32 protein-coding genes and 1 pseudogene are annotated in these 24,937 nt (G+C 59.9%); 20 read left to right on the forward strand and 13 right to left on the reverse strand.

Going from position 1 to position 24,937, the window contains the following annotated elements; genetic code table 11:
• Positions 1 to 33 precede the first annotated feature (33 nt).
• The 3 genes from AC3WQR_RS12585 to AC3WQR_RS12595 all read right to left on the reverse strand — a co-directional run bounded on the left by AC3WQR_RS12585 (position 34) and on the right by AC3WQR_RS12595 (position 3,373).
• Positions 34 to 546, reverse strand: coding sequence for a hypothetical protein (locus AC3WQR_RS12585; protein WP_492742243.1), 513 nt, complete (start codon positions 544 to 546; stop codon positions 34 to 36).
• Positions 543 to 2,303 (reverse strand): hypothetical protein, encoded by a 1,761-nt coding sequence (locus AC3WQR_RS12590; RefSeq protein ID WP_492742244.1) that lies wholly within the window; start codon positions 2,301 to 2,303, stop codon positions 543 to 545. Before AC3WQR_RS12590 ends, AC3WQR_RS12585 begins: the two co-directional genes overlap by 4 nt.
• Before the next feature lie 122 nt (positions 2,304 to 2,425).
• Complete coding sequence (locus AC3WQR_RS12595; RefSeq protein ID WP_492742245.1) at positions 2,426 to 3,373, reverse strand: sce7726 family protein; 948 nt, start codon at positions 3,371 to 3,373, stop codon at positions 2,426 to 2,428.
• A gap of 26 nt (positions 3,374 to 3,399) precedes the next feature.
• Here AC3WQR_RS12595 and AC3WQR_RS12600 point away from each other — a divergent pair, with 26 nt between their 5' ends.
• Together AC3WQR_RS12600 and AC3WQR_RS12605 are read left to right on the forward strand one after the other, a co-directional pair.
• Complete coding sequence (locus tag AC3WQR_RS12600) at positions 3,400 to 3,831, forward strand: helix-turn-helix domain-containing protein (RefSeq protein ID WP_492742246.1); 432 nt, start codon at positions 3,400 to 3,402, stop codon at positions 3,829 to 3,831.
• The gene (locus AC3WQR_RS12605) at positions 3,828 to 4,700 is read left to right on the forward strand and encodes an 8-oxoguanine DNA glycosylase (RefSeq protein ID WP_492742247.1); all 873 of its coding nucleotides are present in this window, start codon (positions 3,828 to 3,830) and stop codon (positions 4,698 to 4,700) included. Before AC3WQR_RS12600 ends, AC3WQR_RS12605 begins: the two co-directional genes overlap by 4 nt.
• Here the strand turns inward: AC3WQR_RS12605 and AC3WQR_RS12610 are convergent.
• The 5 genes from AC3WQR_RS12610 to AC3WQR_RS12630 form a co-directional block, all read right to left on the reverse strand.
• Positions 4,641 to 5,330 (reverse strand): nitroreductase family protein, encoded by a 690-nt coding sequence (locus AC3WQR_RS12610; RefSeq protein WP_492742248.1) that lies wholly within the window; start codon positions 5,328 to 5,330, stop codon positions 4,641 to 4,643. The two genes, AC3WQR_RS12605 and AC3WQR_RS12610, sit on opposite strands and share 60 nt — an antisense overlap.
• Positions 5,317 to 5,913: a 7-cyano-7-deazaguanine synthase gene (locus tag AC3WQR_RS12615; protein ID WP_492742249.1), complete on the reverse strand. Its 597-nt coding sequence runs from the start codon at positions 5,911 to 5,913 to the stop codon at positions 5,317 to 5,319. The genes AC3WQR_RS12610 and AC3WQR_RS12615 overlap by 14 nt, the downstream gene beginning before the upstream one ends.
• The gene (locus AC3WQR_RS12620; RefSeq protein ID WP_492742250.1) at positions 5,910 to 7,169 is read right to left on the reverse strand and encodes a PfkB family carbohydrate kinase; all 1,260 of its coding nucleotides are present in this window, start codon (positions 7,167 to 7,169) and stop codon (positions 5,910 to 5,912) included. The genes AC3WQR_RS12615 and AC3WQR_RS12620 overlap by 4 nt, the downstream gene beginning before the upstream one ends.
• A complete protein-coding gene (locus AC3WQR_RS12625; protein WP_492742251.1) occupies positions 7,166 to 7,501 on the reverse strand; it encodes a hypothetical protein in 336 nt (111 codons plus the stop codon). The genes AC3WQR_RS12620 and AC3WQR_RS12625 overlap by 4 nt, the downstream gene beginning before the upstream one ends.
• Before the next feature lie 412 nt (positions 7,502 to 7,913).
• Positions 7,914 to 8,171, reverse strand: a complete 258-nt coding sequence (locus AC3WQR_RS12630; RefSeq protein WP_492742252.1) for a helix-turn-helix domain-containing protein — start codon at positions 8,169 to 8,171, stop codon at positions 7,914 to 7,916.
• A 174-nt stretch (positions 8,172 to 8,345) separates the two neighbouring features.
• Between AC3WQR_RS12630 and AC3WQR_RS12635 the strand changes: the two genes are divergently transcribed.
• The 14 genes from AC3WQR_RS12635 to dcd all read left to right on the forward strand — a co-directional run bounded on the left by AC3WQR_RS12635 (position 8,346) and on the right by dcd (position 18,893).
• The gene (locus tag AC3WQR_RS12635) at positions 8,346 to 8,786 is read left to right on the forward strand and encodes a hypothetical protein (protein WP_492742253.1); all 441 of its coding nucleotides are present in this window, start codon (positions 8,346 to 8,348) and stop codon (positions 8,784 to 8,786) included.
• A gap of 30 nt (positions 8,787 to 8,816) precedes the next feature.
• Positions 8,817 to 9,650, forward strand: a complete 834-nt coding sequence (locus AC3WQR_RS12640; RefSeq protein ID WP_492742254.1) for a metallophosphoesterase — start codon at positions 8,817 to 8,819, stop codon at positions 9,648 to 9,650.
• Positions 9,647 to 9,862 (forward strand): hypothetical protein, encoded by a 216-nt coding sequence (locus AC3WQR_RS12645; protein ID WP_492742255.1) that lies wholly within the window; start codon positions 9,647 to 9,649, stop codon positions 9,860 to 9,862. Before AC3WQR_RS12640 ends, AC3WQR_RS12645 begins: the two co-directional genes overlap by 4 nt.
• Positions 9,863 to 9,888: 26 nt before the next feature.
• The gene (locus AC3WQR_RS12650; protein ID WP_492742256.1) at positions 9,889 to 10,395 is read left to right on the forward strand and encodes an HAD domain-containing protein; all 507 of its coding nucleotides are present in this window, start codon (positions 9,889 to 9,891) and stop codon (positions 10,393 to 10,395) included.
• A gap of 19 nt (positions 10,396 to 10,414) precedes the next feature.
• The gene (locus tag AC3WQR_RS12655; RefSeq protein WP_492742257.1) at positions 10,415 to 11,350 is read left to right on the forward strand and encodes a metallophosphoesterase; all 936 of its coding nucleotides are present in this window, start codon (positions 10,415 to 10,417) and stop codon (positions 11,348 to 11,350) included.
• A gap of 31 nt (positions 11,351 to 11,381) precedes the next feature.
• Entirely contained in the window at positions 11,382 to 11,834 is a 453-nt protein-coding gene (locus AC3WQR_RS12660) for an HAD domain-containing protein (RefSeq protein WP_492742258.1), read from the forward strand.
• Positions 11,831 to 12,664, forward strand: coding sequence for a metallophosphoesterase (locus AC3WQR_RS12665; protein ID WP_492742259.1), 834 nt, complete (start codon positions 11,831 to 11,833; stop codon positions 12,662 to 12,664). The genes AC3WQR_RS12660 and AC3WQR_RS12665 overlap by 4 nt, the downstream gene beginning before the upstream one ends.
• A gap of 256 nt (positions 12,665 to 12,920) precedes the next feature.
• Entirely contained in the window at positions 12,921 to 13,550 is a 630-nt protein-coding gene (locus AC3WQR_RS12670; RefSeq protein ID WP_492742260.1) for a hypothetical protein, read from the forward strand.
• 68 nt (positions 13,551 to 13,618) lie between these two features.
• Entirely contained in the window at positions 13,619 to 14,635 is a 1,017-nt protein-coding gene (locus AC3WQR_RS12675) for an HNH endonuclease (RefSeq protein WP_492742261.1), read from the forward strand.
• 26 nt (positions 14,636 to 14,661) lie between these two features.
• Entirely contained in the window at positions 14,662 to 15,291 is a 630-nt protein-coding gene (locus AC3WQR_RS12680; protein WP_492742262.1) for a hypothetical protein, read from the forward strand.
• Positions 15,292 to 15,687: 396 nt separating this feature from the next.
• Positions 15,688 to 16,203, forward strand: coding sequence for a hypothetical protein (locus tag AC3WQR_RS12685; protein WP_492742263.1), 516 nt, complete (start codon positions 15,688 to 15,690; stop codon positions 16,201 to 16,203).
• Between the two features lie 61 nt (positions 16,204 to 16,264).
• Positions 16,265 to 16,747: a MerR family transcriptional regulator gene (locus AC3WQR_RS12690; RefSeq protein ID WP_492742264.1), complete on the forward strand. Its 483-nt coding sequence runs from the start codon at positions 16,265 to 16,267 to the stop codon at positions 16,745 to 16,747.
• Between the two features lie 369 nt (positions 16,748 to 17,116).
• Positions 17,117 to 18,199 carry a hypothetical protein gene (locus tag AC3WQR_RS12695; RefSeq protein WP_492742265.1) on the forward strand — a complete coding sequence of 361 codons (1,083 nt, stop codon included), beginning with the start codon at positions 17,117 to 17,119 and terminating at the stop codon, positions 18,197 to 18,199.
• Positions 18,180 to 18,893, forward strand: a complete 714-nt coding sequence (dcd, locus tag AC3WQR_RS12700; protein WP_492742266.1) for a dCTP deaminase — start codon at positions 18,180 to 18,182, stop codon at positions 18,891 to 18,893. The genes AC3WQR_RS12695 and dcd overlap by 20 nt, the downstream gene beginning before the upstream one ends.
• 4 nt (positions 18,894 to 18,897) lie before the next feature.
• On the opposite strand, the gene AC3WQR_RS12705 is transcribed toward dcd, so the two are convergent.
• The 4 genes from AC3WQR_RS12705 to AC3WQR_RS12720 are packed head-to-tail and all read right to left on the reverse strand — an operon-like array spanning position 18,898 to position 21,140.
• Positions 18,898 to 19,794 (reverse strand): ImmA/IrrE family metallo-endopeptidase, encoded by an 897-nt coding sequence (locus tag AC3WQR_RS12705; protein WP_492742267.1) that lies wholly within the window; start codon positions 19,792 to 19,794, stop codon positions 18,898 to 18,900.
• 10 nt (positions 19,795 to 19,804) lie between these two features.
• The gene (locus AC3WQR_RS12710; RefSeq protein WP_492742268.1) at positions 19,805 to 20,275 is read right to left on the reverse strand and encodes a helix-turn-helix domain-containing protein; all 471 of its coding nucleotides are present in this window, start codon (positions 20,273 to 20,275) and stop codon (positions 19,805 to 19,807) included.
• Between the two features lie 11 nt (positions 20,276 to 20,286).
• On the reverse strand, positions 20,287 to 20,916 hold the full coding sequence (locus AC3WQR_RS12715; RefSeq protein WP_492742269.1) for a hypothetical protein: 630 nt from the start codon (positions 20,914 to 20,916) through the stop codon (positions 20,287 to 20,289).
• Between the two features lie 5 nt (positions 20,917 to 20,921).
• A complete protein-coding gene (locus AC3WQR_RS12720) occupies positions 20,922 to 21,140 on the reverse strand; it encodes a transcriptional regulator (RefSeq protein WP_436310924.1) in 219 nt (72 codons plus the stop codon).
• 235 nt (positions 21,141 to 21,375) lie between these two features.
• On the opposite strand from AC3WQR_RS12720, the gene AC3WQR_RS12725 reads away from it, so the two are divergent.
• From AC3WQR_RS12725 to AC3WQR_RS12740, 4 genes are all read left to right on the forward strand, one after another.
• Entirely contained in the window at positions 21,376 to 22,101 is a 726-nt protein-coding gene (locus AC3WQR_RS12725; protein ID WP_492742270.1) for a multiubiquitin domain-containing protein, read from the forward strand.
• Entirely contained in the window at positions 22,076 to 23,236 is a 1,161-nt protein-coding gene (locus tag AC3WQR_RS12730; RefSeq protein WP_492742271.1) for a ThiF family adenylyltransferase, read from the forward strand. Before AC3WQR_RS12725 ends, AC3WQR_RS12730 begins: the two co-directional genes overlap by 26 nt.
• Complete coding sequence (locus tag AC3WQR_RS12735; protein WP_492742272.1) at positions 23,230 to 23,694, forward strand: ubiquitination-like system serine protease family protein; 465 nt, start codon at positions 23,230 to 23,232, stop codon at positions 23,692 to 23,694. The genes AC3WQR_RS12730 and AC3WQR_RS12735 overlap by 7 nt, the downstream gene beginning before the upstream one ends.
• 96 nt (positions 23,695 to 23,790) lie before the next feature.
• Positions 23,791 to 24,609: a DUF2971 domain-containing protein gene (locus tag AC3WQR_RS12740; protein ID WP_492742273.1), complete on the forward strand. Its 819-nt coding sequence runs from the start codon at positions 23,791 to 23,793 to the stop codon at positions 24,607 to 24,609.
• Between the two features lie 36 nt (positions 24,610 to 24,645).
• On the opposite strand, the pseudogene AC3WQR_RS12745 reads toward AC3WQR_RS12740, so the two are convergent.
• A pseudogene (locus tag AC3WQR_RS12745) lies at positions 24,646 to 24,915 on the reverse strand (TonB-dependent receptor plug domain-containing protein); the annotation flags it as partial.
• Positions 24,916 to 24,937: the final 22 nt, after the last annotated feature.

Genomic DNA, 24,937 nt, shown 5'->3' on the forward strand with positions numbered 1-24,937 from the left:
CGCACGACGAACCGAGGCGGACGATTTTTCGGGCTAAGTAGCCTGAGGCGGAGTATGGCGATAGCGTGGTAACTCCGCGACTCGGCCCGGTCGAAATGGATTGTTCTCCGCGAGCACGCGCTCGTACTCTTTATCTTGGACCCATGGACCGGACACGCAACACCATTCCGCATGGAAGTAGCCTTTGGAATCATGGTTGCCTATCACCACTCCGATGCACTTTGAAAGACGATGGTCATACTTATGTGCCTGCGTCAGATTCGTCAGCGCCGTTCGGCTGTGCTGGAACAGATCCTTGCTCAGTGGGATAAATACAAAACCGCAACCGGTCCTCGGAAACGTGATCCGATAGGGACGCGTGAACTCGTCGCCTCGTGACTTCTCGATCGCGAGTTGAAAACGCTTCTTGAACTCCCGCAGTTCGTTGCGCTTGTCTGCGAGCTCGACCTCCTGCTGAGGGTTCGGACGGAATGTGGTCCTGGAGTAGACAAACTCCTTGAAGAAGTGCCACTCGTTGAGATCGGCGAGAAGTTCGGCGAGATTCACTTTGCGCCTCGGGTCTGCCTACCTGCCGCACGGGCTGCGGAATGATTGAACGCGTCGAGCATCATCTCGACCATTTCAACGGCCAGATCCGTACCATCCCGCTCGGCCAGCCTGTCTGCGGTCCAGCCGATCTTGAACTCCGTCCCACTGGCCGCGGCGAGCAGCCTGTCGGCCGGCACGAAGTTCATCAGCACCAGCCGATTGAACATCTCGAGATCCAGGGCCTGTGGTGATGGAATATCGAACATCAGGAGTTCGATGCTCTGGGGCGAGGCCGGTGACTCCACGACCGTGCACAGGAAGCTTCGGCCCACGCCCTCCGCAGCCTCGTAGCGGAATACGGTCGCCCAGATCGGCGAAGACCTTCGCGCAAACCCGGAACCATGGGTGATGAGATGGCGGCTGGCGACACTGGTGTCGAACGGCGCCTTGGCCTGGACCTCTGGCAGGCTGTATGCAATTTCCTCGCGCAGCCAGAGCAGCGATCGCGGTTCAGGCTGACCACCCCGATACAACCGACGTGCCGCGACGAACTCGACGCCCCGAGGCGCCTCTTTCGAATGGGGGCTACCGACAGGGGCATGAGGCTGCTCACTGGGCTGTGACTGCGCTGACTCTCCAGCCGCAGGACGAGGCTCCTTGCGAACCTGGTACATCTTCTTCGTGGCGAGGTCAGGAAAAGGATCCGAGGGTTCAGTATCCGCGTCGAGGATCAGCGGCGACAGATCCTGGTTGGCGTGCCCCACGTCCAGGCCGCGCCCTCCACCATTGCGAGCTCCCGCACCGTTGTGCTCGCCTGCGGCGCCTTGCAGCTCAGGCGTCCGAGCGCTCGAGCCCGCCGACTGTGCGGGGTGCAATTCGAAGAAAAGCTTCTCAAAAGGAAAGGGATGCGAGCACGAAAGAATCTGCAGCGCAAGAAAGGATCGGTCCGGGCCACGCTCGAGCCAAAGGCCACGCACGCTCAGATCCGTCAGCCCTTCGATGGGAAAGTTCATCTTGGCGTACCAGGGCTTCTTGTTCGCAGTGGCGGCGACACCTGAATTGACCAGGCCCTTGAACGCTCTGCGCGCAGCGGGGTCGAACGCGATGCGGGCCACGGTGGAGGCTGCGTGATATGTCAGATCCTCGCCAAGACGAAGACTGGCGACTCGATCCACTGGCCTGAATTCGGCCGAGTCGGAATCGTAGAGTGTCCGCTCGGCCAGTGCGCCCGAGAACACCTTCCGAGCCAGACTGCCGCTGTCTCCAAAGTACCGGCGCACCAGCTCCGTACAGGGAACCATCAGGCTTGTGTTCGGGTTGACTCGCACCTTCACGACGTGCGAAGTCGTGTGCGCCTTGTGCCCGACGAAATGGGTGAATGGGAGTTCGTGACGCGAGATACCGTCCGAGCAGATCGATGCTTCTCCGCAAGGAACGATCTCGGTTGTTGCCTGATCGACGCGCAGCCCTGCAAACGACTTCTGCGTCAACCGCGCCCCGCCCACCCGATAACCTTCGTGCCAGACGTCACCGACACGCAGACGGCGCAAGAACCCGATCGGCACGAGCGCCTCGAGTTGCGGCTCTTCGTATTGGGCGCCTCCCCACGACGTGGAAGTCTCCCACTTCGAACAGGCCACCTTGATGAACTGAGCACGTTTGCCGCGTCGAAAAGTAGTAATAACATCTCCCAGCCAATCGATTCGTACCGGTGTGTCGCTCAGTCGTTCAAAAACGAGAAGTGGCGGATCTTTGTATGACGACATCTGCAACAAGAGGTGGAGGACCGGGATTGGCGAACAACGACTGACGCAACCCGAGCAACGGGACGCGCCATGGTAGTTGGTTCGAATCGCTCAAACACCCGGCACTGCGCTCCGGAATCAGAGTCGAGCACTCAGCTTGCCGGCCCGCTTGGACTGGAGCCGAAACCGAGCCGCGCAGACGCGGGACTCGTCGACCGGGGCGCCGCGGCTCTATCGAGGTGCTCTCGGGCAACCCGCGCAAATTCCGCCCGCAGCTCGTCCAGCCTGCTTCCCGCGCATCCGATCTGCGGGGACACAGGTGCGGGAGATCGCGACGGGGCAGAGGCCGCCGACAAGGGCCGATCCTCAACCCTGGTATCCAGTACCCCGGCATGGGCCAGGTGAGAAAGACTCAGCCCGGCACCGACGTCATCCCGCTCGACCGCATCCTGCTCCGGCTCATGGTGCGCCGCATTCCACACACCATCCGTCGTGAACTCCTCCGCACGAGCCGCGGCCCGCTCGTGCAGGCATCTGCACAGGTATTCGTCCATCTCCCCGAGGGCCAGTTCATTTCCCAGTGCCTGGGCCAACGCCTCCTTGGAGAGCCTCGAAGTCCCCTTGCCCAGTCCCAGCTCCCGCAGCCTGCGGATGCACTCTGCCCGGTTCAGCAGCCGGGCCATCCGGACCGTGTCCCGGCGCCAGTTGGCCGACGGCTTGCGCAGGCATCGCAGACGCAGTGTTCGTCCTTCTCCCAGCGCAACCCATACGCCCCAGTGCGAAGGAAGCATCTTCTCGACCTGCGGGAGGTGGGCAGGAACCGTCACGATGCTCGAATACCTGAACAGGCTGTCGTACGCCTGGATCTGCCGCGGCAGGCGATCGAGCCGGTCACGACCGGCCTTGATCTCGAAGCCGAAGAGCTGCTCGTTGACCACCGCGATATCGGCACGGCTGCGTCCACCAGGCAGCCACAGCTCTTCCACCGCCAGGTCGTTCCAGTAGAGCTCCTTCAACAACAGTCGCCGCAGCTGCGAGTCGTACTCCATCGCAGCAGCATCGAAGGGGAGATTGCGGATGGCGTGTTGAAGAGATTTCATGCATGCAAATATGCAATAATATTTGCATGACCGTCAATGTTGCGCTCCAGAAAATTCATCAAGCCATGGCCGCCCAAGGGCTGCGGCAGATTGATCTTTCCAGAGAGACAGGGATTCCACAGCCGACACTCAGCAGAGCCCTGAACATGCCCAGTCGATTGACCAAGACGCATCGTGCAATATGCAAATTCTTGTGTATTAAGCTCGATGAGGCACCTGACCTCGACGCCAAGTCGCAACTGGTCCGCGCCCTGACGGGCACCTGGGATGGCACGGAGGCGCACGCCAAGGCGCTCCTCTCCCTCTTGCAGGCGGCTTCGAAGCTCGCAGTGGCGGGCACGCGCGAGCTGCGCTATCGTCCCGACGCAGACTGGCAGCAGGCACATGCCTCTGAAGGTCATCGCTCACCGCGAGGCTCCGGAGGGACCAGGGCAAATCAATCCAGGAGCGCCCGATGACGCAGCGCGCGGCCGTATTTCTCGAGCAGACCGCAGTTCACCTGGAGCTGCCATCCGCGACGAACGAGGTGGTCCCCGGCGTACCCTGGGGCGCGATCGAGGCCTTTCCAACACCGGCCTACTGGGCCTTCCAGGTGATGGCGCGGCGAGTCAATGGCACCAGCGTGCGTTACAGGATCGGCGACACACTCGTCGAGGAGGTGGCAGCCTGTCTGCTGGGCGGGCATGGCATTCCGGCGAGCATTGGCCTCGCCGCCTTCAGGCACCTCAAGCGGCACGGGCTGCTTTCCCTGGAACGCGGCGTGCCCACGGAGGCAGACCTGCTGGCACAGCTGTCGACCCCCATGGAGTTGGAGGGCCGACTCGTGCTCTATCGCTTCGCAAAGCAGAAGGCGCGGTACCTGCACGCAGCTTTCAGCAGGCTGGCCGAAGGGGCCGCGCCGACGCTCACGGGGCGACAGTTGCGAGACTGGCTGCTCCCGATACAAGGGATCGGCCCCAAGACGGCCTCATGGATCGCGCGCAACTGGCTGGACGCAGACGATGTCGCAATCCTCGACATCCATATCCTGCGCGCCGGAATGCTGGGCGGATTCTTCGAACAGGGACTTACCGTGGAGCGCGACTACCTGAAGCTCGAGCAGCAGTTTCTGGCATTCGCGCGCGGACTCGGCGTGCGCGCATCTGAGCTCGACGCACTCATGTGGCTCGAGATGGCTTCGTCACAAACGACTGTCCACGAACTCCTGCGAGAGCGCTTGCCCGCGGACTCGGCGAAGAAGCAGTCGCAGAGCCAGCAACGGGTCAAGTCACGCGCACGCACCCACCAGCGCAGCGCCGACACCCGTCAGGCCCGCCTCATCGACTAGGATCCCGGCCCATGGGTCTCCAGTGATCCCCAGCGGAACGAACGCAAGGCCGAGTGCTTCCGCCGCCAGGCTCAGATACCCCAGAAGGACGCCGGCGTCGCGCCATACAAGGCTGCAGGGATTGAGGTATTTCGCAGCCGTCTTTCCAGGCTCTGCAGCAAGAAGCAAGAGCGTGGCCAAAGGAGCCGCCACCAGCCCATCCACCTCTCTTCGTACCGTTTGCGTATCGAGGCTGCTGGGCACCGACACGAGTTCGTGGCTCGCCGGGTCATACCTGCACCATCCGCCAAGCGCCGGGCTCTGCACGATCAGGTGCACGGGATGAATCGCCCCAGCGGAAGGTGAAGGCCGAAGCGTCAGAGGAAATCCAAGATGTTGCGGACCGCGAGCCAGCTGCCGATTGGCCAGCGCGAGCAACCAGCCCAGACGATCCTGCTGCAGCGGCGTGAACTCGCGCGCCGAACGTCGATGGATCGCGAGGTCCACAAAGGACCTCTCGAAGATCGGATCTCGCGACGGCAGGCTCTCCAGAGGCTGCAGGGAGATTCGTTCGCCCTGCGGCCAATGCACAGGTACGTAGCGCTGCGCTTCAGGGCGCGGCTGCGGGTTTCCCAGATCAAGCCACGTCACGCTGCAGTTCTTCAAGCACTTCGAAGTATTTGTTGCATCCGCGGCATTGGGCGCACGCCACATTGGCCTTGTGACAACTGTGCGCCCAGGCCAACTGGTCAAGGGGCACCCGTGCCAGCCGCACCAGCTCGGCCGTGGAAAGTCCGATGGCCGGAGCCTCGACCCGCATGCCTCCCTCTTGCAAGCTCAGCATGCGGTCCAGTGCGTCGACAAACTCTTGCGTTCCATCCCGATGACTGCCGTCTGATTTCACCGTCCCCAACCACAGATGCGTGACACCGAGCGAAATTGCCTTCATCGCTGCGAGTGTTGCTAATAGCTGGTTGCGATAGGGCCACCAATCGCTTGCGGGAGCATTGGCATCAGCCTTGACCCCGGCCATATCGCCCGAGCCCAGCAGGCGGCAGTCGACCCGCAAAACATGATGTTCGATATCGAGAATTGCGCAGATGGCCTTCGACGCTCGAAACTCCGCTTCAGCCGCCAACTGCCCATAGTCGAGAGTGATCGCGACATTCGGGCGCTTCCACCAAGCGATGCTGAGGGAATCCATCCCACCCGACAGCAGCAGCGCCGTTTTCATAGGCTCGCAGCCAGCCAGATAGCCTGATAGATCGCCCCCACATAGTCCTTGGCAAGGGTGCAGCCGGAGCCCTCGATCATCTTCTTGTTTTCTTCGCTTTCGTTCTCGCAGTAGACGATGGCGGGCTTGCCCAAGGCGCGGGCATATCCGATCTCATAGATCGTCCCCGAATCGAGCCCGTCGCCGATTGCAAACACGAAATCGGCGCCCCTGATCCCATCCAAGTCCTTCGACACCACGTCGTCAGCCGACCCCAGGCCAACGTCGTGATACGGCGAAAACACAGTGAGTCCCATACTGCGCAAGTTGTCCCGAGCCTGCTCAACCAACCATAGCTGAGCCAGCGTGAAAAATGGTCCCGCAAGATACACAGTCGGCCGCCAGCCTGCTGCATAGCGAGCAGACACGGCGATCGCAGGAGGGTTGAACGCGGCCAGTGATTCAGGCGTCGCAAAAGAGCGCGTCTCGCAGTAGAACGCCGTCGCCCTCGATGCCAGATCGGCGCTTTCAGCGGGAGTGCGACCACGCTGCATCCACTGATGCGCGAAGTGGGCGACGAAGTTATCGCCCGAGCCGATCTTCCACACCTCTTGCGAACGATAGGCCGGCACGGCATGCACGTGCGCACCGTCAAAGACAAGCGCTCCTCGTGGCCCGCGCTTAATGACCACAACGCTGGCTCCATGCGATTGCAGCAGTTCCCTGGCCATGTCCTCGACCGTTGCATTTTTCTTCCCCGTCATCAGCGAGGCTTCGTGCTGGTTGAGGACGAGTGCGAGTTCCCTGGCGGTGGACCCGTTCTCATGGAACGGCCGCGGGTCCAGCGCATTCTGCGGATCGTAGACGACCCGGTCTCCGTGAACTCGGGCATCGCTCTCCAGCATCCCGAAGCGGACGATGTGTCGGGAACCGACTTCGATTTCGGGGAGTGGTTCGGCTGCGCCGTGGATGCGAGGCGTTTCCAGCCCATGGTGATAGTCGAAAACCACCGAGGTCGACGCCACCCTCGTCCGCATGACCATGGGTGTCTTGGAAAATGTTGCCCACTGGGCGACGACGTCGGCACCATAGCGATCGACATACCCATGCAACTCCACCGCACCGTGCATTGCCGCAATCGCTGAAGCGGCCCTGCCAGCCGAACCAAAGATCTCACGCCAGCGGGGGCGCATGCATCGCTCGTGGTAGATGCCGCCCACGACCGCAATGGGATCCTCAGAAATCGCCCCCGAGGCATCCATGGCTTGCGAAGTCACAGCTGCACGGGCCGCACGCTTACGCGAACCTGTCCGTTGGACTTGGAGAGAACTTTCGCTTCATATTGAGTGCCGGCATTCATGCACTCGCGCAGACGCGGCAGTTGAGGGGCGGCGAGTCCGCCCGCGACCTGACCGTTGTGCACAACCACCACGACGGTCATGCCGTTCATCTGCCGGCTCTCCACCGGGAGCACCTCACTCACCTGGATCCCCGCAATGACAGCTGCGTCTGGTGAGGTCAACTGCGTCTCGATGACCAATGTGTCGCAGCTGATATCCCAGTCCGCAGAACCGCCCCCTCCGCCACCGCCACCGCCTGATCCCGACATGACTCGCCTCCTGTAATAAGGCGTTACAGACTATCGGTAGGAGCGGGGAATGCAATACCTGTTTTCGGTGATGCGGCAAACCCTCGGTCTTGCGAAATGACGTATATCGCCTCAAAGAGGATGCAACGAGAGAAACAGCCAACCATGGAGATGCAGTCCCACGTGATCAGGCCGGTATGGGACTAGCCGCCGGGAGGAGTAATGCAAAGGCCTGGGCTTCGGCGAGCCAAGCTATGCCGGAGGCGACCGCAACAATCCATCACCATGGCATACGACGGCCGAAGCGCATGGGCGATCTCGACGATCCTGCTGCAAAGGTCTTGGATCAGGAATCGACTTCGGGAGGGCTCGGTGGCTGTCGCGAAAAGCCCGGCAGGCTCGCCACATCATCCGCCCCACGCCGAAACGAGCGCTACTTTCCGCGTACTGATCCGTCCAGATGCCTGAAGAACTCGGACGGCTTCATTTCCAGCCCCGTCACGATCCGCATGATGTTCGTCAGCGAGAGGTTGCGTTCACCTCGCTCAACCCCGCCCATGTAGCTGCGGTCAATGCCGATGTGATCGGCGAATGCTTCTTGCGAATAACCCCGGGCCTTGCGCTCGGCGCGCACCCCGGCACCAAAGACTTCCAGGGGATTCTGTGCGACCGCTCGCGTCTTCGTACTCATCCCGTCATGTTCGGAGTACGCGGCCTAAAGCACTACGGACGATAAGTACGCGGACCTTAAGTTCGCGGACTATAAGTATCTTTTTGATATGATTTTTGCGACCATTCCCGTGTCGACTCGCGGCAAGACTCATCGCGACGGACGCGAGACCGCTCTCAACAGGAATATCCGACCATGACACTCCCGCTGCTAGCGATGCTCGCTGTCGCGCTGGTTCTCTTCTACTTGGCCTGGATCGCATCGCCTCGTGCGATCCAGACCGGGCGAGAGCAGATGTTGCGAGAACAAGGGCAGACATCCGGTGCGACCTTCTTCCCGGTCGATCCTCGCCGAATGCTGGGCGATTGGGACGGGACCTGCATCTTGTTCGATCCCGATGCCCGCAAGGCCTGCATCGTCAGTCGCGGAAAGAGGGCTCAGACGGTCGACTTCGACTACTTCCAGACCTGGCAGCTCAAATGGACCGAATATCCCGGGAATCCGGTGTTTCGCTTTCAGCACGTCCACTTGCTCTTCGAGACCAGCGACTTCGATCGCCCAACACTCCGGGTCGCCGTGCCCTCCAGGTCCGAGGGCGAGGCATGGAACGCCAAGCTCTCGATCCTGATGCCCTGAATGCGCTGCTGAAGAAATGAGCCTACCGACGTGAAGCTGCTCATCCTTTCGGACCTGCACCTCGAGTTCGGGATCTTCAACGTCCCGAAGGTCGACTACGACGCAGTGATCCTTGCCGGAGACATCTTCGTCCCCGGTTCCAAGGCCATGCGCTGGGCCCGGCGAGCAGACATTTTCGGGGACACGATCCCGATTCTGTTCGTGCCGGGCAACCACGAGTTCTACAGCGGGGTGTTCCAGACGACGCAGAAAGAAATGGCGCTGACCGCGGCCGCGTGCAAGGTTCATCTCCTGGCACCCGGCGAGGCCGTGATCGCCGGCGTCCGCTTTCTGGGCTGCACGCTGTGGACAGACTTCGAACTGCCGATCCAGACCAAGACGGGGTTGCTGGTAGACACCGAACGGGCCAGGAAGGCGGCCAAGGTCCGTCTCAACGACTACTCAGCGATCCGGTGGGACGAGGCGCAGGAATCCTGCGACGCACCCGTGGTAGCAGCCAAGTCAAGAAAGCGCCGCCTGGTACCCGAGGACACACTGGCGCTCCACCAGCGTGACCGCGCCTGGCTGGCCCAGAAACTGGCCGAGCCCTTCGACGGGCCAACGGTGGTTGTGACCCACCACGCCCCGCATCGAAACTCTCTCGCGCGGCACTATCAGTCCGACTGGCTGTCCCCCTCTTTTGTGAGCGAGCTCCCAAGTTCCTTCTTCGAAGTGCCCTCGCTCTGGATTCACGGTCACCTTCACGAGAGTCACGATTATCAAGCGGGCAACTGCCGGGTGGTGTGCAATCCCCGTGGGTACTTGCAGCATGGCCGCGGCCTGGAGAACAAGCAGTTCAACCCCGAGTTCGTAGTCGAGCTATGAGTGACATCCTGTCATCTACCCGCACGATCCAGCAAGTGCTGGCTGCCGCGACTGCGGTCTCGGGTGGGGACCTCGAGGCGGCCATCCTCTGGTACAGAAACGAGCCACTCGCACTGTTTGACTACAGGACCGCCGAGTCGCTGGTAGCCGAAGGGCGAGCCGCCGATGTGCTCGATCTCCTTGAGTCCTTCCAGGCCGAGTTTGCTGGATGATGAAGCCCTGTACTTGCCGTCTACCCATGGCGGAAGCGGCGCTGACCCATGATGCCTTTGGTCGCACGAGTGATTCCAGCGATTTGCTGTTCCTGGACATCGATGGTGTTCTGCATCCTGTCGGCACGGACTACTCGTTCAGCAGCAGATTCTTCAGCCATCTGCCGCGGCTGGAAGAGCTTCTTCGAGAGTTCGAGTCTGTCGACGTCGTCATCTCGTCGGATTGGCGACTGGCCGAGAGCATCGAACAGTTGCAGCGCAATTTCAGCACCGACATCCAGCATCGGATCATCGGAGCGACGCCGCAGATTGACCCGAATCTGGTCGTCCGGCACCGACGCCAGCTGGAGATCCAGGCTTGGCTCAACGGGAACGGCCGTAGTGATGCAGAGTGGGTAGCGCTTGACGATTGGCCCTCGAGCTTCGAAGCGGGCTACGCGCGGCTCGTCCTCACCGATCCCCGGCATGCATTCGATCAAGACAGCTTCCAGGAACTGCGCTCGCACTTCCTGCGGTTCGCGGCTGGACGATGAACCGCCATCGGCATATGAAATGAAACCGCTCATCCCGTCAGACTTTCATGCGCGATCCGAGCGCGAGAGGTCAGCGCCAAAGCTGATGTTCTTCGGCGACCCCCACGGCGACTTCGACCCCGTGATCGCTGCGGTCGAGCGCTTTCAGCCTGAGGCCATCGTGCTGTTGGGTGACATCCAGGCGCGCCGGCCTCTGCACATCGAGTTGGCGCCGATCCTGGGCCTCACTGAGGTCTGGTTCATTCACGGGAACCATGACACCGATACCGTCGAAGATTTCGATAATCTATTTGGATCACAGATCGCCGCCCGCAACCTGCACGGACGGATCGTCGAGATCGCCGGGTTCAAGGTCGCGGGCCTGGGCGGCATCTTCCGCAGCAAGATTTGGGATCCGCGGCGGCCGATCGAGGAGGCGGCGTTCCAGTCGAGAGAGGCCATGCGCCGCACCATGAAGCGCGAGGAGCGGTGGCGCGACGGCATCTCCCGCAAGCACCGGTCCTCCATCTTCCCTGCAGACTACCAACAACTGCTACAAAGCGGACCCGCCGACATCCTGGTGACGCACGAGGCGCCGTCGGCCCATCCACACGGCTGGAAAGCGATCGACGAACTCGCCGAGAAGCTCGGCGTCCAGCTAGTGGTTCACGGCCACCACCATCAGAACATCGACTATCTCGGCGAGGGCCTGATGACCGCCGCGGCGCCTTTCCGTGCCTTCGGGGTTGATATGGGCTCGCACCTGGCATGGCCGCGCGATGAGCCTGGGCCGGGAGGGCCTCTACAAGACGTGCTCGATCTCGCTACTCAGGTGTTCGGCGCAGCGGCCCAAGCCTGGCTGGAGAAGCCGCACGAACTGCTCGATGGTCAAACGCCGGCGGCGTTCGCGGCCGGGGGTGGCTCTGACAAGGTGCGATCGATGCTCATCGCCATTCAACACGGCGGTGTCGTATGAGGGCCGATGGATATGGGCCAGGAGATTCAGGGTGATCCTGTTCCTAGATTTCGACGGCGTGCTGCATCCGGAGGGGGAAGATCACATCCTCAACGGCGGCGTCGACTTCTGCTTCCTGCCGCGCTTGGAGACCTTGCTGCGCGAGTTCTCGCACGTGAAGATCGAGATCAGTTCGTCCTGGCGCGAGCAGCTTCTCTACAAGACCTTGCTGAAGCCGTTCTCCAGCGACATCCGGGCTCGGATTCTCGGGGCCACGCCGCATTCGGATTTCGGCCTTCCACCGCCGTATGGAAAGCGTGAAGGAGAGATCCTCGCCTGGCTCCAGATCCACGATGCCGTCGACGAACCTTGGGTCGCGCTCGACGATGCCTACTGGCAGTTCGATCACTGCAAGGACCACCTGGTGATGTGCGGCTCGTTCGTCGGCTTCGACGACAAGGCCAGCGCCGAGCTTCGTGCGCGCTTTGAAGGGGCATCCCGATGAAAGTATTGATCCTCTCCGATCTCCATCTAGAGTTCGCGCCCTTCGAGCCAGTGCCGGATCTCGAATTCGATGTCGTCATCCTCGCGGGCGACATTCATTCGCCGGCCAAGCGCGCCGTCCAATGGGCGGCGGATCGCTTTCGTGGCAAGCCCGTGACTTATCTGTTGGGAAATCACGAGTACTACGATGGGCTCCTCGACACTACGCTGGCTGAAGCACGTCGCGAAGCCGAAGGAACCAATGTCCATCTGCTCGATGGTGACGAGTTGGTGATTGATGGCGTGCGCTTCCTTGGCGCAACACTGTGGACCGACTTCGCGCTCGCCATCGAGACACCTGAAGGGCCAATCAGCGATGTCGGGCGTGCCATGAAGATGGCGACCAATCTGCTGAACGACTATGCGCTGATCCGCACGGTCGACGAGTCGGCAGAACCCGATACCTGGCGCCACAAGCAGGGAAGAAAACTTCAAGCAGCCGACACGCTTCGGATTCATCAGGCGCAGCGTGCGTGGCTGCAAGACAGGCTTTCGGAACCGTTCGCCGGACCGACGGTGGTCGTAACGCACCACGCGCCTCACCGTGGCTCGCTTTCGCGGCGCTACGCCGATGACTGGGCCTCAGGTGCTTTCGTCAACGAACTCCCGGATGCATTCTTTGATGTGCCCGTGCTGTGGATACATGGCCACACCCACCAGCGTTTCGACTACCGGATCCGCTCCTGCCGAGTGGTTTGCAACCCACGCGGCTATGTGAACTGGAGCGGCAGGATCGAGAACAGGGACTTCGACCCTGCATTGGTCATTGAAATCAAGACCTTGAGGAGCTAGAGGTAGGCCGATCTCCACAAGACTTGCTGGCTCCGCGTGTTTGGCACAGAGGCCCGCGTCTGGCTGGACAAGTCGCACGAGTAACTCGATGGCCAAACCGCAACAGCTTTCTCTGCCGGGGGTGGTTCGGAAAAAGTCAGTCGATCTTCAGCGCAATCGGTGGCGATTCAACTGTTCGATGGTGCCGTTCGGGGCAACAAGCGGAAGCTCCGCATCAAAGCCATGATGCTGGTGTAGCCGGGTATGCTCCGCGCTCATGAAATGGGAAAGCAGTCTCTTGGCCAGCGCACCAGACCTCTCGCAATGGTTACCCGCCACCGCAATTGTTGCCGTCTTAGTTTTTGTCACTAGAGAGATACTGGAGTGGAGGCGCCGCAGCGCGGCTGATGCGCGGAAGCTTCGAGCATTGAAGAAGGTGCTCGCGCGCGAATGCGAACTGAATTACTGGCAAATCGACCAGTTGAATGAAGTGCTGACCGGGATGCGAGAGGTTGGTATTCAGGAGGATGCGGCCAGGGTTTCGTTTGCAGAGAGCGCCAGCGGTGGCTTCGTGGTGACAATCACAAGCCGCGATGGAAATGGCTGGGGTGGGATGTTGCAGGGAGTTCAAAAGGATGTGCTCTTGAAGCACCTCGTCGAAATCGCCGCACTAAGCGAACAGTTCTCTCTGCTGTGCGAATGCGCTCTTGATGCATTGGCCGAGGTAGAGCACGTTTTCAGTTCGTTGGTCTATGGCCCGGAAGCACACTTCCCATCTACCCGGGAGAATTATTTCGATGGGCTGATCGACTATGGTCTTGAGGAGCTACAGAAGTCTTCTTCTGCAGTGAAAGAACTTTATTTTTCCTGCACGGGCCGAGAATTGACGCGCGGGAAACTCAGATAGCCATTCGCACCTGGGCTCAGTTCGCGCGAATTCCTTTACTCTCAACCGTAAACGCCGGAGGAAATCTGATGGACTGGGGGGAGTGGATTGATGGCGAGGGATCGCCGGATCAATGGAAGTCGGCGGCGGCGGGCATCTCCCAGTTATTCGCCGAACCGGGTCGCCTCATCCGCCAGGAACATCGGTACACCAACAACCGCGCGTTCTGGGTGGAGGTGCGAGAGCCTCTAGATGGCGTGCGCTTGATCGCCTTCAACCTACCGCGTCATGGCAACACGCGTGGCGCTATCACGTTGCGGATCTGGACTACCAGCGGACCCGAGAGTGTTCACCACCACTTCGCCCGCGGACCCACATATCTCCTGCAGGGCCGCGCCTGCGCAAGATACACGAATATCGAGCCATACGGAATTCGAGAAAAAGACCTGCAGAAGGAAGACGTAGAAGTCCGCGGAGTGGCCTACGGCGCTGAACTCGCAGACGCCGGACAGCCGGCGGAAGCAGTTGCCACGCTTCGCAGCCTTTTCGAGACCTTCTGCAAGTTCGTGATGGATCGCCATAAGGCTGGGCCATCAGCGGAGGTGGATGTCAAGGAATCTACGGTGCGAACGGGTCCTGCTGCGTTGCAGGAAGAACAGCAGATATCGAGTCTTTTAGATGGTCTCTCGGACCTGAGCGATAGCGAACGCGACGCCATTGTGAAGGCTCGGATCGGCCAGTCAAAGTTTCGAGATCGATTGCTGAGTCGCTGGGGGGATGCATGTTCCGTCACCGGACTCAAAAGCAAAGAGGTGCTGATGGCGTCGCATATCGTGCCGTGGAGCCGGTGCGAAACAACGAACGCGCGCTGGGATGTGGACAACGGCCTTATGCTTACGCCAGGTCTTGATAAAGCCTTCGAGCTCGGCTACATAAGCTTCCAGCACGAGGGCAAGGAACGCGGGCGCATCGTGATATCGCCCAAGGCAAACTGGGACACCCGTCGGAGACTTGGCTTTGATGATTCGATGCTGCGCATTCGCGACTGGCACGAGGGTCTGGCGTACTACATCGAGCAGCATCGCACCTGGTGGAGACTATATTGAAAGCCGTGCCTGGACGGCGGCTCGGCATGGCGACCTTGAAGCATCTGGCGGAGTTTTTCCTTTGGCTTCATCGGCAGCTTTTCGTGATGTGCGCGCGGCATCGAGTACCGCCGCTGCTTCTCCTGAGCGTCTTGCTCGTCGCAACACGGGTCTTCCAGGTGCAGTATCCGACCTATCCTCGACCGCTGCTTCTCTTCGGCTTGGCGCAGCTGTGGGCTCTGGCCGCGCTGTTTCTGTCGAATCGCCGGGGCGGGCCGTTTCTCATCATTCATCATCCTTTGGTGCCAGGTCGACTTGGCATTCACCTCAATGGTGACTCCTCTGCCACGATCGCTCGCAGTAGCCTGACAGACATCGCGAAGCTGGCAAACGTTTGCAAGTGCCACACGTTGACCATGGACTCACCGCTGTTGGTTCATAGCCCGACGCAGAGGCGCGTAGCAATGCTGATGGAGCGAGCTTTTCGGAGGGAAGGGATCGATGCAGAAGTCTTGCTCGGAAATGCGCGTCCCTGGAGCGCGGTTTTCTCCTGCACATTCCGCTACTTCTACGCAGAGCAACTCGCCAAGTTGAGCACAACGAGGATTCAGCGAGTCGGTAGATGGGGGATAGCGAGCAGTGTCATCGTTGTCCGACAGCCCCGCCACCACCCGTAGCGCGGACCCTTCGCTTCCAAAGCGAACCAAACGGCCTCCCCATCCAAGTCGGAGTTGCGTTCGAGTACTTCGGGGAAGCCATGCAGAGCCCCATGCAGGGCGATTCTCGCTGGCTTCCGTGTGCAACCCACAGCGCCGATTCAGGCGATCTAGAGCTCTTGCTCTATCAGTGGATCTTTCGCGACGCGCGAAACGTAGAGAGCGGCTACATTCGCGCCAAGCACAAGGAACGAATTCATGCCCCCCTTTTCGCGATTTGATACCTACGTCTCAGAAGCTCGTGTGGTTGTGACTCGACTGTCCTCTCATGACGAAGATTTCGAGAGAGGGCTGACGTCAGGGACTATCGTAAGTACTCTCCGCGCATCAGTTCAGTTTGCAATAAGTGCACTAGAGATGGCTTATGGCGAGCTGGGCGAGGAACTCGCACTGCGATGCAAACTTCCCGTGGGGCGGGGCCAGTATCGCCTTCCGATCTTCCCGGTCACGCCTGCGGGGCGAAGCAATGAATTGATGGATTCGCTTCGCGACAGGCAAGCCGATCTGGCGGTGCGGGTGCGTAGCTGTCTGGAGGTAGCGACCGCAGACGGCTGGTTGGGAACGCTCATGCATCTCGCTAGATCGCCTGCACAGATGAATCTGCGCCGTGCCGTCGCGGCGGTATCCGTCTCCAAAGGGACGGATGGAACCATCGAGATGAATCTGCGCACGGAAACGGGTGAGCCGATCCCAATGTTTGCGCCAGTCCTGCTTCAGGAGAGTTCCTCCACATTCGATGGCATTGAGAAAGGCTACTACCTTGCCGTCCTCCCGGAGGCTCGTGAGATCGTTTCCTTTCTTGATCGGTGTGTTCGTGGTATGTCCAGCCTGGGAGATAGGCTTCGCGCGGAGCTCATCAGCTTCGGGCGTTAAATGCTGCTTGCAATGGCAGCGTCCTTGATGTATATAGTTTTGCGTCAAACTATTTTTATCTATGCCCTCTCGTAGCGGTTCATCGACTGTCGAGTTTTTCTCAGCCGCTCGCGCAGCGGCCCTGGCAGGCATTTCCCAGGCGATGCTCAACTACCTCTGCCGGGAGAAGCTCGTCATTCCGACGGTGCTGCGCCCGAGAGGACATGGTTTGAAGCGTGGCTACTCCTTTGGCGACGTTGTTGCGCTTCGCTTGGTCGCCAAGCTCTCCGTAGCAGGTGTGTCGGTTCAGCGACTGCGCAAGGCCTTGACGGGCCTCCGAAAGCTGCACCCGGAGATCACTTTGACATCCCTGCCTGGAAGCCACGTGGTATCCGACGGCCGCGACATCTATTTGCGCGGCAAGGGTGACACCCTGGAACGGGCATTGGATGGTCAGTACGTGTTCGCGTTTGTGATCGAACTTGCCCCATTGCGCGACGAGGTCGTTGCGGGCATGCTCGTCTCAGAGCGGGCGGAATTCGTCAAGCCAAGGAAGGTCGCCTGACGGCGATGTTCTCGAAGCAGGCAGCACGAGAGGGGAACGATATGTTGGCAGCGACATCAAGGCGCGACAGTCCGACTTGGCTGTTTGAGACGGTCTTGCGGTCTCTCGGCGGCACTCCAGAGGTCTCGCCCTCTCTGCAGAATCACGCACTGGGCGTTCTCCATGCGGCTTGCGACATCGCAGCGAACCCTTCCACGATCGGCCCGAAAACATTGCCCGAGTCGATCGAACTGGCGTTGCGGCTACGCGAGAACTCACAGTTGTGGCTTCGTCTGCAGGAGTTCCGCGCGCTGGACGCCATCCCCGCGGGAGTTGCCCGCCAACTCTTGACGGCGTTCGCTCCAATTGCTGCTTAGATCCAACCTCCAGTTGCTTCTCCAGCAACTGGATCGGCTTGCCGAGACGCCGTATTTTTCTCCACGGCTCGACAAGTACATCGACGATCTGAGGGACGCAACGCGCGCAGCCATTGCGAAGATGAGTACCGACCCGCCGTCGTTGAACGAGAAGCTGGCACGCGAGGTCTTGGAGAACATCTGGCAGCTCACCCAATTTCTCACGGGAAGTACGACGAAGCAGATCCCGTATGAGGTCGTCTACGCCATCGAGAAGGCGGCCGAGGAGTGGACATCGAGCGACCTGCTGGTGACCACCGCCATCGTCCAGGACTCGGGCTTCTTCTTTCAGGGCGGTCGAGAGTCCTTCTTCAAGCTCGTGGAGACGGAGCTGGGCATCACGATCCATGGGCGCCCCGTTCAGATCGCCTTGCCGTACATCTATCGTCACAAGCCGTTGTTTTGCAGCCCGCTTTTTCACGAGGTCGGGCACTACGTCGATAACGCTCGCGAAGTCGTTGGCACAACCATGCTGCAGTGTCCCCCTGAGGCCGGGCCAGACCTTCCCGGCATTGATGGGGTGGCTGAGGTGCCATCGATGAATGAAACGCAAAAGAAGATCTGGCTGAAGGTCGTCAAGGCACACCGCCAAGAGTACTTTGCGGATCTGTTTTCGGCGAGTTATGTGGGGCGGGCAGGCAAGGAGTTCCTGCAGCAGTTTTGCCCTGAAGATGAGGTGACACATACCCACCCGGCCGCGGCGGACCGGTTCGCATTGCTTGATGATTTTCTCGAAGGTCGGCCGAACCCCATCATCGATATGTTTCAGACAACCTTGGCCCAGTTGGAGTTACCGCCCCTAGCGCGCAGGTTCGACGCAGTGGATCTCGAGCAGTCGTTGGGCAACGTCAGGCCCTTTGACGTGAGCTCGAACAGGACGCTGTTCGGATTGTTTGAATCCGGATGGGACTTCCTGATAAGGCAGTGGAATGCTAGCACTGGAGACTGGGAACACATCGCCCAGGACGACCGGGTGGATGTGGTCAATGATCTGATCGAGAAGTCCATCAGAAATCGGATGATTCGAGAGGCTTGGAATGCGGTTGCTCACTCGTAAGGAGCTTATCGATTCGCTTGCCAGCGACTCGGCTGACTCCATCTGCCTGGACCCACTCCTGCGTGAAGACCAGGTCGGCGAGGTTTCCGTTGATCTGCGCCTGGGCTACGACTTCCTTGTCTCCGTGCTCACGCGCAGCCCGGCGGTCGAGCTGAAGTCATCTCCAGGGGCCAGATTCAGGGGCATCCAGACGTATTTCCAGGAGACGAGGCGCACGCTTGGAGAGCGCTTTGTGCTCTATCCGCACCAACTGGTCCTCGGCACGACAGTCGAATACCTCGCCTTGCCGAACAACGTCTATACGGACATTACCGTGCGCAGCAGCTACGCGCGTCTGGGGATTGGCATTAGCACGTCCCTGCAGCCTGGTTGGCGCGGCTGCATTCCCTTGGAGCTATTCAACCACGGGAATACGCCGGTCGAACTGGTTGTCGGTAGCTGTATCTGCCAAGCCAAGTTCTACGAGATCGGTAGCCAGGTGCAGTACGTGAGCGAGGCTCGTGGTCGAAAGTATTTCGGTAGCATCCGGCCCGTGGTTTCAAAAGCCAAGCGAGACAAGGACTTGGCCGTCTTGGCCAAACTCGCGGAAAACTTCCATGGAGAGTCTACGTCGGACGTCAAGGAGGTCGACGTGCCCGAGCTATCCGAACTGCCCGAGACAGGCACCTCAGGCGAAGCATCTCCTGCTGAATAGAAGGCTAGCTGCTGAGCCAGCCCAGGGTCAACACTTGGTGCGTATTGCAAAAGCCGTCAAGCTGGATGATTCGCTTCTCGCCCCGAAGATCGACTAGGCTGTCACTGCCACCAACGACCGGCCCCCTGCGTCTCCAGGAGGCATTGCGCTCGATCAAGGCGTAGATGTCATGCGCCGTCACAGCCGGGAACAACTGCCGGAAGGCGGGCGACGTGATGAAGTGATGCACCCCCGTACCATCAATGCTCGGGCCAATGTCGGCGTGCCTGGGGTGAGCACTGATTAGTCCGAACGAAGCTAGAGCTGGGTTACGCTCTTCGACGAATCGCCAGAACGTGGACGTCAAGGTGTTGCCGTAGCGCTCCTTGAGTGCCTGAATGCTCTTGAAGGACTGCGGAACATCCTGGGCTTCGCGACTGAACCGAGATCCGAAGAAGAGCATCCGGCCAGCACCGAAGTTCGCCTCAGCTTCGATAAATTCATGGCAAGCAGGATTCAGTGTCGCCTCGTTGTCTCCAAGCAGAAACTCCGAGTGCCAGGGGATGAAACTGTGGCTGATCTCATGGGCTTCGATCCATCGGTGCTTCAGTAGAGGCACTTCTTGGTCGATGAAGATCTTACGATCGTCGGGCAGCCACAGGCCACTCAGCTTGGCCTTCTTTACAACATCCAATATCAGTCGCGGATCCTCCGCCAGCCGCTTGCCAGCGACTTTAATGCGATGCGCGAACTCTGCGAGCGGCCCCACGTCGAGGGACGAATAGTATTTGCGGTCCAAGCGCAGGAGCTCGCGCACCATCGCAAGATTCAAAGGCGGTTCCGGCCGCCCCAAGTCACGCAAGATCCTTTCGACCAGCTGATCGATATCTTTTTGCTCTCTCGGGCCGACCAGTTCCAACAAGATGAATCCTTTAAGGCTTTTCTCTCAGATAGCGAACGAAGTTTCGCAAAAGCTCCTGCTCCTCTTGCGTGAGCGTGGATATGTCGTCGGAGTGCGCAGCGAACTTCATCGCCTGAGTGCGAAATGCATCGTCGTTGGATGAGGCTGCACCCGCGAGCGTCATCACTTCCTTGAGAGGAAGCTCAAGGAATTTCGCAATGCTGGAGATGGTCCGTGGCCTGGCCTGATACGAAGGGTCATGCTCAATTTTTTGAACCTCCTCCGCATCGACCGATAGCTTCTGAGCGAGCTGAACCACGCTCAGTTTTCTCGATCGCCGAGCTAGGCGCACAAGCACGCCAAAGGCAACTGTCAATGGAGAGACTGCCGTCTTCTGTTCGTTCAACGGGAATACGGATGCGCCGATCACGAAGTCATCATCCAGTGTTTCTTGAATCATTCGCGCGTACCACTGGCGATCCGGGCGATTTCTAATGCTCATAAGAGACCTCCTTACTTAGGAGTTCTGGGCGCGAGTAGTTCTGCTGCTCGCTGAGGTGTCATCTCGTAGTAGGGCAAGCCATCGGCCTTAACGTCGACCCCCAGGCACTCCATGCCTAGCGTGTCGCGGTAGAGGGATTCGGCTCCGGGCAAGGAGTGCAAGCCGATACGTCCGTCGAATCCTTCGTTGTAGCTACGCACGATGGCTTCAGTCACGAGAACCAGGCCCACGCCGCCGTACTTGGGTTCGGGGGTAAATCTGGATCGATTCCAAGGTGCTGTGGAAACTAAGTCCACATACACCATGTGTTGGTTAAGTTGACTCTGGAGCTGGCAACGATACAGCAAGTTGAGAAATATCATGCCTTGCGTCAGGCCTTCGCTTCTGAGCGCGTACGACGCCCATTGCAGCTGACCTTGGCGGCTGTGGAACTTCGAACCCCATCTCCAATGGGAGTCGGCTACGTTCCATTCTTCGACTGACTCTCTACTCAGCGTTCCCGCGACTCGCAGCTCTTCGAGCTTCGCCTGCATCGGCGGGAGCCAATGCTGCTCATAGCAAGCAATGTCGTTGGCATCGATCTGTTCGCGCAACTCGACGGGCTCCAAACGCTTCGTGTGCCGGTTCCAGAGTTCGACCATAGGTTTTACAGGAGCATGAGCTCCGCCTTCTCTTTACTTTTCTCGTTCTCGAAGAACAGCTTCTCGCCACGTTGCTGGCGAATGTCGACCGTTTGATACAGCCGCAGCGCCTGTCTGAGCACGGCTGTCTTGGACAACGATTTGTCCGAGGAAAGCGCATCGAGCACCTCCATCTCTACGTCCGACAAGACGAGCGTGAGGGTTTTCTTTGCAGCGGTAGTCATGTTGATGGGACTCCTTTCGGGGGCGGTTGAGGGGGATCAATCCCGGGGATTGGGTCCTGATTTTGCCAGAAAACACATAGTTTGTCGATAGTTTATCCATTGAAACTACGCACCCCATGGCGACTTGACATGTGTTTTTTCATCATTTAATATTCATTCACTGACTAGTTTTTACTGATTTTCTGGTCATCGCTGGACAGGCAGCTGGCCCTGTATCTCGACAGAAGGAAAACATATGTCGTACTCCGAAGACGATTCCAACGCCCCCGGTGCAGAGCGCCGGGCCCGCGGCTTCCGCCTCCAGTTCGCCCAGGACGGCCTGAACTTCCGTGAGGTGGAGATCGGCGACCCCGTTCCGCTGGGACGACAGGTCCTCGTTGCCGGCGGCCTGAACCCTCACCTTGACTACAGCCTGTTCGCTATCCTCGAGTCCGGTGAGTTCGAAGACATCCGACTGGATGAAGCATTCGATCTGCGCGGCCGCGCCGGCGCCAAGTTCGTTGCATTCCAGACGGACCGGGACTTCAAGTTCACCGTCCAAGGTCGCCAGGCCGAGTGGGGCAAGCCCGCGATCCCCGGCGCCGTGCTCTACGAGCTCGCGCAGCCGGCTGCAGGCGAAGCCGTGTTTCTGGAGGTCCGCGGCGGCGAGGACCGGCTGATCGAACGCGATGAGGTGGTCGATCTGGCCGCGCCGGGGGTGGAGCACTTCATCACGGCCGCGAAGCCCAAGTTCGACATCGTCGTGAACGGCCACGAAGTTCAGGTGGACGAGCGGCGCCAGACCTTCGAGCAGTTGGTTGCCATCGCCTTCCCCAACGAAGCACCGACTCCGGAGGTGCGGTACTCCATCACCTACCGCCGTGTCGCCTCGATCCCCCACAGCGGCGAACTGGCTGCCGGTGGCTTCATCCTCGTCAAGAACGGGAGCATCATCAATGTCAACCGCACTGTTCAGTCGTAACGCCGACCTCAAGCGCCTGCGCGACGAGGGCTACTTCGTCGAGGTAATGGGGGGTTCCCTCGTGATGCGCGAAGTGCCCTACGTGAATTCGCGCAGGGAAGTGAAGCTCGGCACGCTCACTTCCAGCCTCTGCCTGACAGGCGACGTCACGCAGAAGCCGGAGCCCCATACGGTCATCTTCGAAGGGGAATTCCCCTGCGATGCCGACGGCACGCCGATCCGCGGCATCGGCAACTCCGCTGGGGCTGGGGTGCAACAGCACATGCTGTCGAGCAAGCCCGGCCCGCAAGGCTACGACAACTACTTTCAGAAGATGTCGACCTACGCCACGATCCTGTCAGGCCCCGCCGCGGTGCTGAACCCCGAGCTGACGCCGCGGGTCTTTCGCACGCCGGATGCCGAGGAAGATTCGGTCTTCCACTATGTGGAGAACGCGTCAGGGCGCTCTGGCATCACCACGCTGACCGCGCGACTGATGCCAGAGCGCGTCGCGATCGTGGGGGTTGGCGGCACGGGCTCGTACATCCTCGATCTCGTCGCGAAATGCCCCGTGCGCGAGGTTAGGCTGATCGATGGCGATGATCTCCAGCAGCACAATGCCTTTCGGGCGCCAGGGGCTCCGTCGATCGAGAAGATGCGGGAGGTGATCAAAAAGGTGGACTACTTCACCGAAATTTACTCGCGGATGCACCGATTCATTTTCCCCAACCGGGTGATGATCAGCGAGGCCAATACACACCTGCTGGATGGCATCACCTTCGCGTTCATCTGCATGGATGCGGGTGACGGCAAGCGCGTCGTCGTGGAAAAGCTGGAGCAGCTCGACATCCCGTTCATCGACGTCGGCATGGGTCTGGAGCTTGTCGACGGCACGCTCGGCGGCATCCTGCGGGTGACGACCAGCGTACCGGGCCAACGCGAGCACTTCAGGGAGCGTGTTTCCTTCGCCGCCGACGGCGTCAACGATGTCTACGCCTCGAACATCCAGGTGGCCGACCTCAACATGCTCAATGCGGCACTCGCGGTCATCAAGTGGAAGAAGCTGCGCGGCTTCTATCGTGATCTGGAAGGAGAGCTGCACTGCTCCTACACCACCGACGGCAACATGCTGTTGAACGGGAAGTCGGCATGCTGAAGCACACCGAGCTTGAGCCGCGGTTCGTCAAGGGAGTTCCGCGCGAACTGGAGCCCGGCGTGCTCTACGTCTCCATGGAGTACGCAACTGTCGTCCACGGCTGCTGCTGCGGATGCGGGCTTGAGGTCGTCACCCAGCTTTCGCCAACGCACTGGGAATTGAACTTCGATGGCGAGGCCATTTCGTTGTGGCCTTCCGTGGGTAACTGGAATCTTCCTTGCCAGTCGCACTATGTGATCAGGAGGAACAAGGTACTGGAAGGCGAACCGTGGAGCCCCGCCCAGATCCGCGCTGCTCACCAGCGCGAAAAGGCGGCCAGGGACAGATACTACGGACAGTCGCAGCCCGCAACGCCCTCGAGCCCGGCTATACCCTCCGCCTCCCTAGCGCCCCCGTCGTCTCGGGCGCCACAAGTTACGCGTTCCTTCGCAAGCTGGCTCGCCAAGTGGTTGAAGTAGCGTGGGCGGTAAGGGGGCCTCCGACCCTTACCACGCCCGTCGCAGGTCGACTTTGAGGCGACTGCAAGCTATGCTCATCGAAGGAGGGGCAAAAAGATGTTGGTTTACAAATACATGCCGGGAGATCGGTTCTTCGACAATTTCAAGTTCAGGCTTACACCGGCAGAGGACTTAAACGATCCTCGTGAGCTCGTCCCCGACATTCGGCTCCGAGACCCCGACGCATACGCGCAAAACATTGTTATCAGAAACCTTGAGAGCGCCTACTGGCGAAATCAGATTGCAAACCCAGACAAGACTCCCGCACAGGTTTGGGCCGGCCTCATCGCCGCCGCCGAGGCGCATATGCGCGGCTTTGACGAAAGGGTGACCGCGCGCAATATTTTTGACATGTTTATGCGCGTGACCAATCGGAATGTGGGGGTGCTGTCTCTGACGGCAGATCCATTGAACGAGTTGATGTGGGCACACTATGCAGGCAGCCACTCGGGCTTCGCTGTTGGTCTCGATGTGAACAGCGACTTCTTTCGGCCAAAGCCTGGTGAACCGAAGGTGTGTGGGGAACTGATGAATGTCATCTACACCAACACCACCCCCGTGGTTTATGTGGAAGCCGGAACGCTGGATATTCCAAAGGAGGTCTTCTTCACCAAGGCCACGGCGTGGTCGTACGAGCAGGAGTGGCGGATGATCAAGTATCTACCCACCGCTGACGAAGTGCGGACTGTCGATGGCAAGAGCATTCACCTGTTCAATGTTCCGGTAGAAGCCGTCAAAGAGGTGTTGATCGGCGCCAAGACCAGCAGCAACGCTCGTGATCTGGTGATCACACAGGTGCGCTCGGCTGCACCAGATGCTTCGATAAAACAGGTACGTTTCGATCTGGAGAGCGGTTATACAACAGTAGACCTGTGATCCGTCCGTCAGATGCAACCTGTTGAGATACTGGTTGGCACGGAAGCCGCGCGAATACAGGTCATCAGTCTGGCTGGAAGAACCGTAGCGCTCGTCGATACCGGGCGTGTAGCGCAGCACGTCACTCACGGTTTGGGCCCGACGCGTCTCGATCTCCTTTTTCCCTACGACCGAGATCGATTGAGGTGTTTCGATCAGCGGCGTGTCGATCTTCGTGCCGGTGGCGCTACGGCTGGCGACGAACCCCTCCGCGGGTCCCGTGGCTGTTTCGCCTGAGCTGCATTGCCAGCCGGCCGCAACGTTCACCGTTCAAGGAAACGGCCATCCG

This window comes from Variovorax sp. FW305-3-2-15-B-LB1, assembly GCF_058787635.1.

What these genes read in the sequence shown, in the direction of transcription:
- AC3WQR_RS12595 (WP_492742245.1), bottom strand. Translation starts at nt 3,373, where the DNA reads ATGAAATCTCTTCAACACGCCATCCGCAATCTCCCCTTCGATGCTGCT.
- AC3WQR_RS12600 (WP_492742246.1), top strand. Translation starts at nt 3,400, where the DNA reads ATGACCGTCAATGTTGCGCTCCAGAAAATTCATCAAGCCATGGCCGCC.
- AC3WQR_RS12605 (WP_492742247.1), top strand. Translation starts at nt 3,828, where the DNA reads ATGACGCAGCGCGCGGCCGTATTTCTCGAGCAGACCGCAGTTCACCTG.
- AC3WQR_RS12615 (WP_492742249.1), bottom strand. Translation starts at nt 5,913, where the DNA reads ATGAAAACGGCGCTGCTGCTGTCGGGTGGGATGGATTCCCTCAGCATC.
- AC3WQR_RS12625 (WP_492742251.1), bottom strand. Translation starts at nt 7,501, where the DNA reads ATGTCGGGATCAGGCGGTGGCGGTGGCGGAGGGGGCGGTTCTGCGGAC.
- AC3WQR_RS12630 (WP_492742252.1), bottom strand. Translation starts at nt 8,171, where the DNA reads ATGAGTACGAAGACGCGAGCGGTCGCACAGAATCCCCTGGAAGTCTTT.
- AC3WQR_RS12635 (WP_492742253.1), top strand. Translation starts at nt 8,346, where the DNA reads ATGACACTCCCGCTGCTAGCGATGCTCGCTGTCGCGCTGGTTCTCTTC.
- AC3WQR_RS12645 (WP_492742255.1), top strand. Translation starts at nt 9,647, where the DNA reads ATGAGTGACATCCTGTCATCTACCCGCACGATCCAGCAAGTGCTGGCT.
- AC3WQR_RS12650 (WP_492742256.1), top strand. Translation starts at nt 9,889, where the DNA reads ATGGCGGAAGCGGCGCTGACCCATGATGCCTTTGGTCGCACGAGTGAT.
- AC3WQR_RS12655 (WP_492742257.1), top strand. Translation starts at nt 10,415, where the DNA reads ATGAAACCGCTCATCCCGTCAGACTTTCATGCGCGATCCGAGCGCGAG.
- AC3WQR_RS12665 (WP_492742259.1), top strand. Translation starts at nt 11,831, where the DNA reads ATGAAAGTATTGATCCTCTCCGATCTCCATCTAGAGTTCGCGCCCTTC.
- AC3WQR_RS12670 (WP_492742260.1), top strand. Translation starts at nt 12,921, where the DNA reads ATGAAATGGGAAAGCAGTCTCTTGGCCAGCGCACCAGACCTCTCGCAA.
- AC3WQR_RS12675 (WP_492742261.1), top strand. Translation starts at nt 13,619, where the DNA reads ATGGACTGGGGGGAGTGGATTGATGGCGAGGGATCGCCGGATCAATGG.
- AC3WQR_RS12680 (WP_492742262.1), top strand. Translation starts at nt 14,662, where the DNA reads ATGGCGACCTTGAAGCATCTGGCGGAGTTTTTCCTTTGGCTTCATCGG.
- AC3WQR_RS12685 (WP_492742263.1), top strand. Translation starts at nt 15,688, where the DNA reads ATGGCTTATGGCGAGCTGGGCGAGGAACTCGCACTGCGATGCAAACTT.
- AC3WQR_RS12690 (WP_492742264.1), top strand. Translation starts at nt 16,265, where the DNA reads ATGCCCTCTCGTAGCGGTTCATCGACTGTCGAGTTTTTCTCAGCCGCT.
- dcd (WP_492742266.1), top strand. Translation starts at nt 18,180, where the DNA reads ATGCGGTTGCTCACTCGTAAGGAGCTTATCGATTCGCTTGCCAGCGAC.
- AC3WQR_RS12710 (WP_492742268.1), bottom strand. Translation starts at nt 20,275, where the DNA reads ATGAGCATTAGAAATCGCCCGGATCGCCAGTGGTACGCGCGAATGATT.
- AC3WQR_RS12715 (WP_492742269.1), bottom strand. Translation starts at nt 20,916, where the DNA reads ATGGTCGAACTCTGGAACCGGCACACGAAGCGTTTGGAGCCCGTCGAG.
- AC3WQR_RS12720 (WP_436310924.1), bottom strand. Translation starts at nt 21,140, where the DNA reads ATGACTACCGCTGCAAAGAAAACCCTCACGCTCGTCTTGTCGGACGTA.
- AC3WQR_RS12725 (WP_492742270.1), top strand. Translation starts at nt 21,376, where the DNA reads ATGTCGTACTCCGAAGACGATTCCAACGCCCCCGGTGCAGAGCGCCGG.
- AC3WQR_RS12730 (WP_492742271.1), top strand. Translation starts at nt 22,076, where the DNA reads ATGTCAACCGCACTGTTCAGTCGTAACGCCGACCTCAAGCGCCTGCGC.
- AC3WQR_RS12735 (WP_492742272.1), top strand. Translation starts at nt 23,230, where the DNA reads ATGCTGAAGCACACCGAGCTTGAGCCGCGGTTCGTCAAGGGAGTTCCG.
- AC3WQR_RS12740 (WP_492742273.1), top strand. Translation starts at nt 23,791, where the DNA reads ATGTTGGTTTACAAATACATGCCGGGAGATCGGTTCTTCGACAATTTC.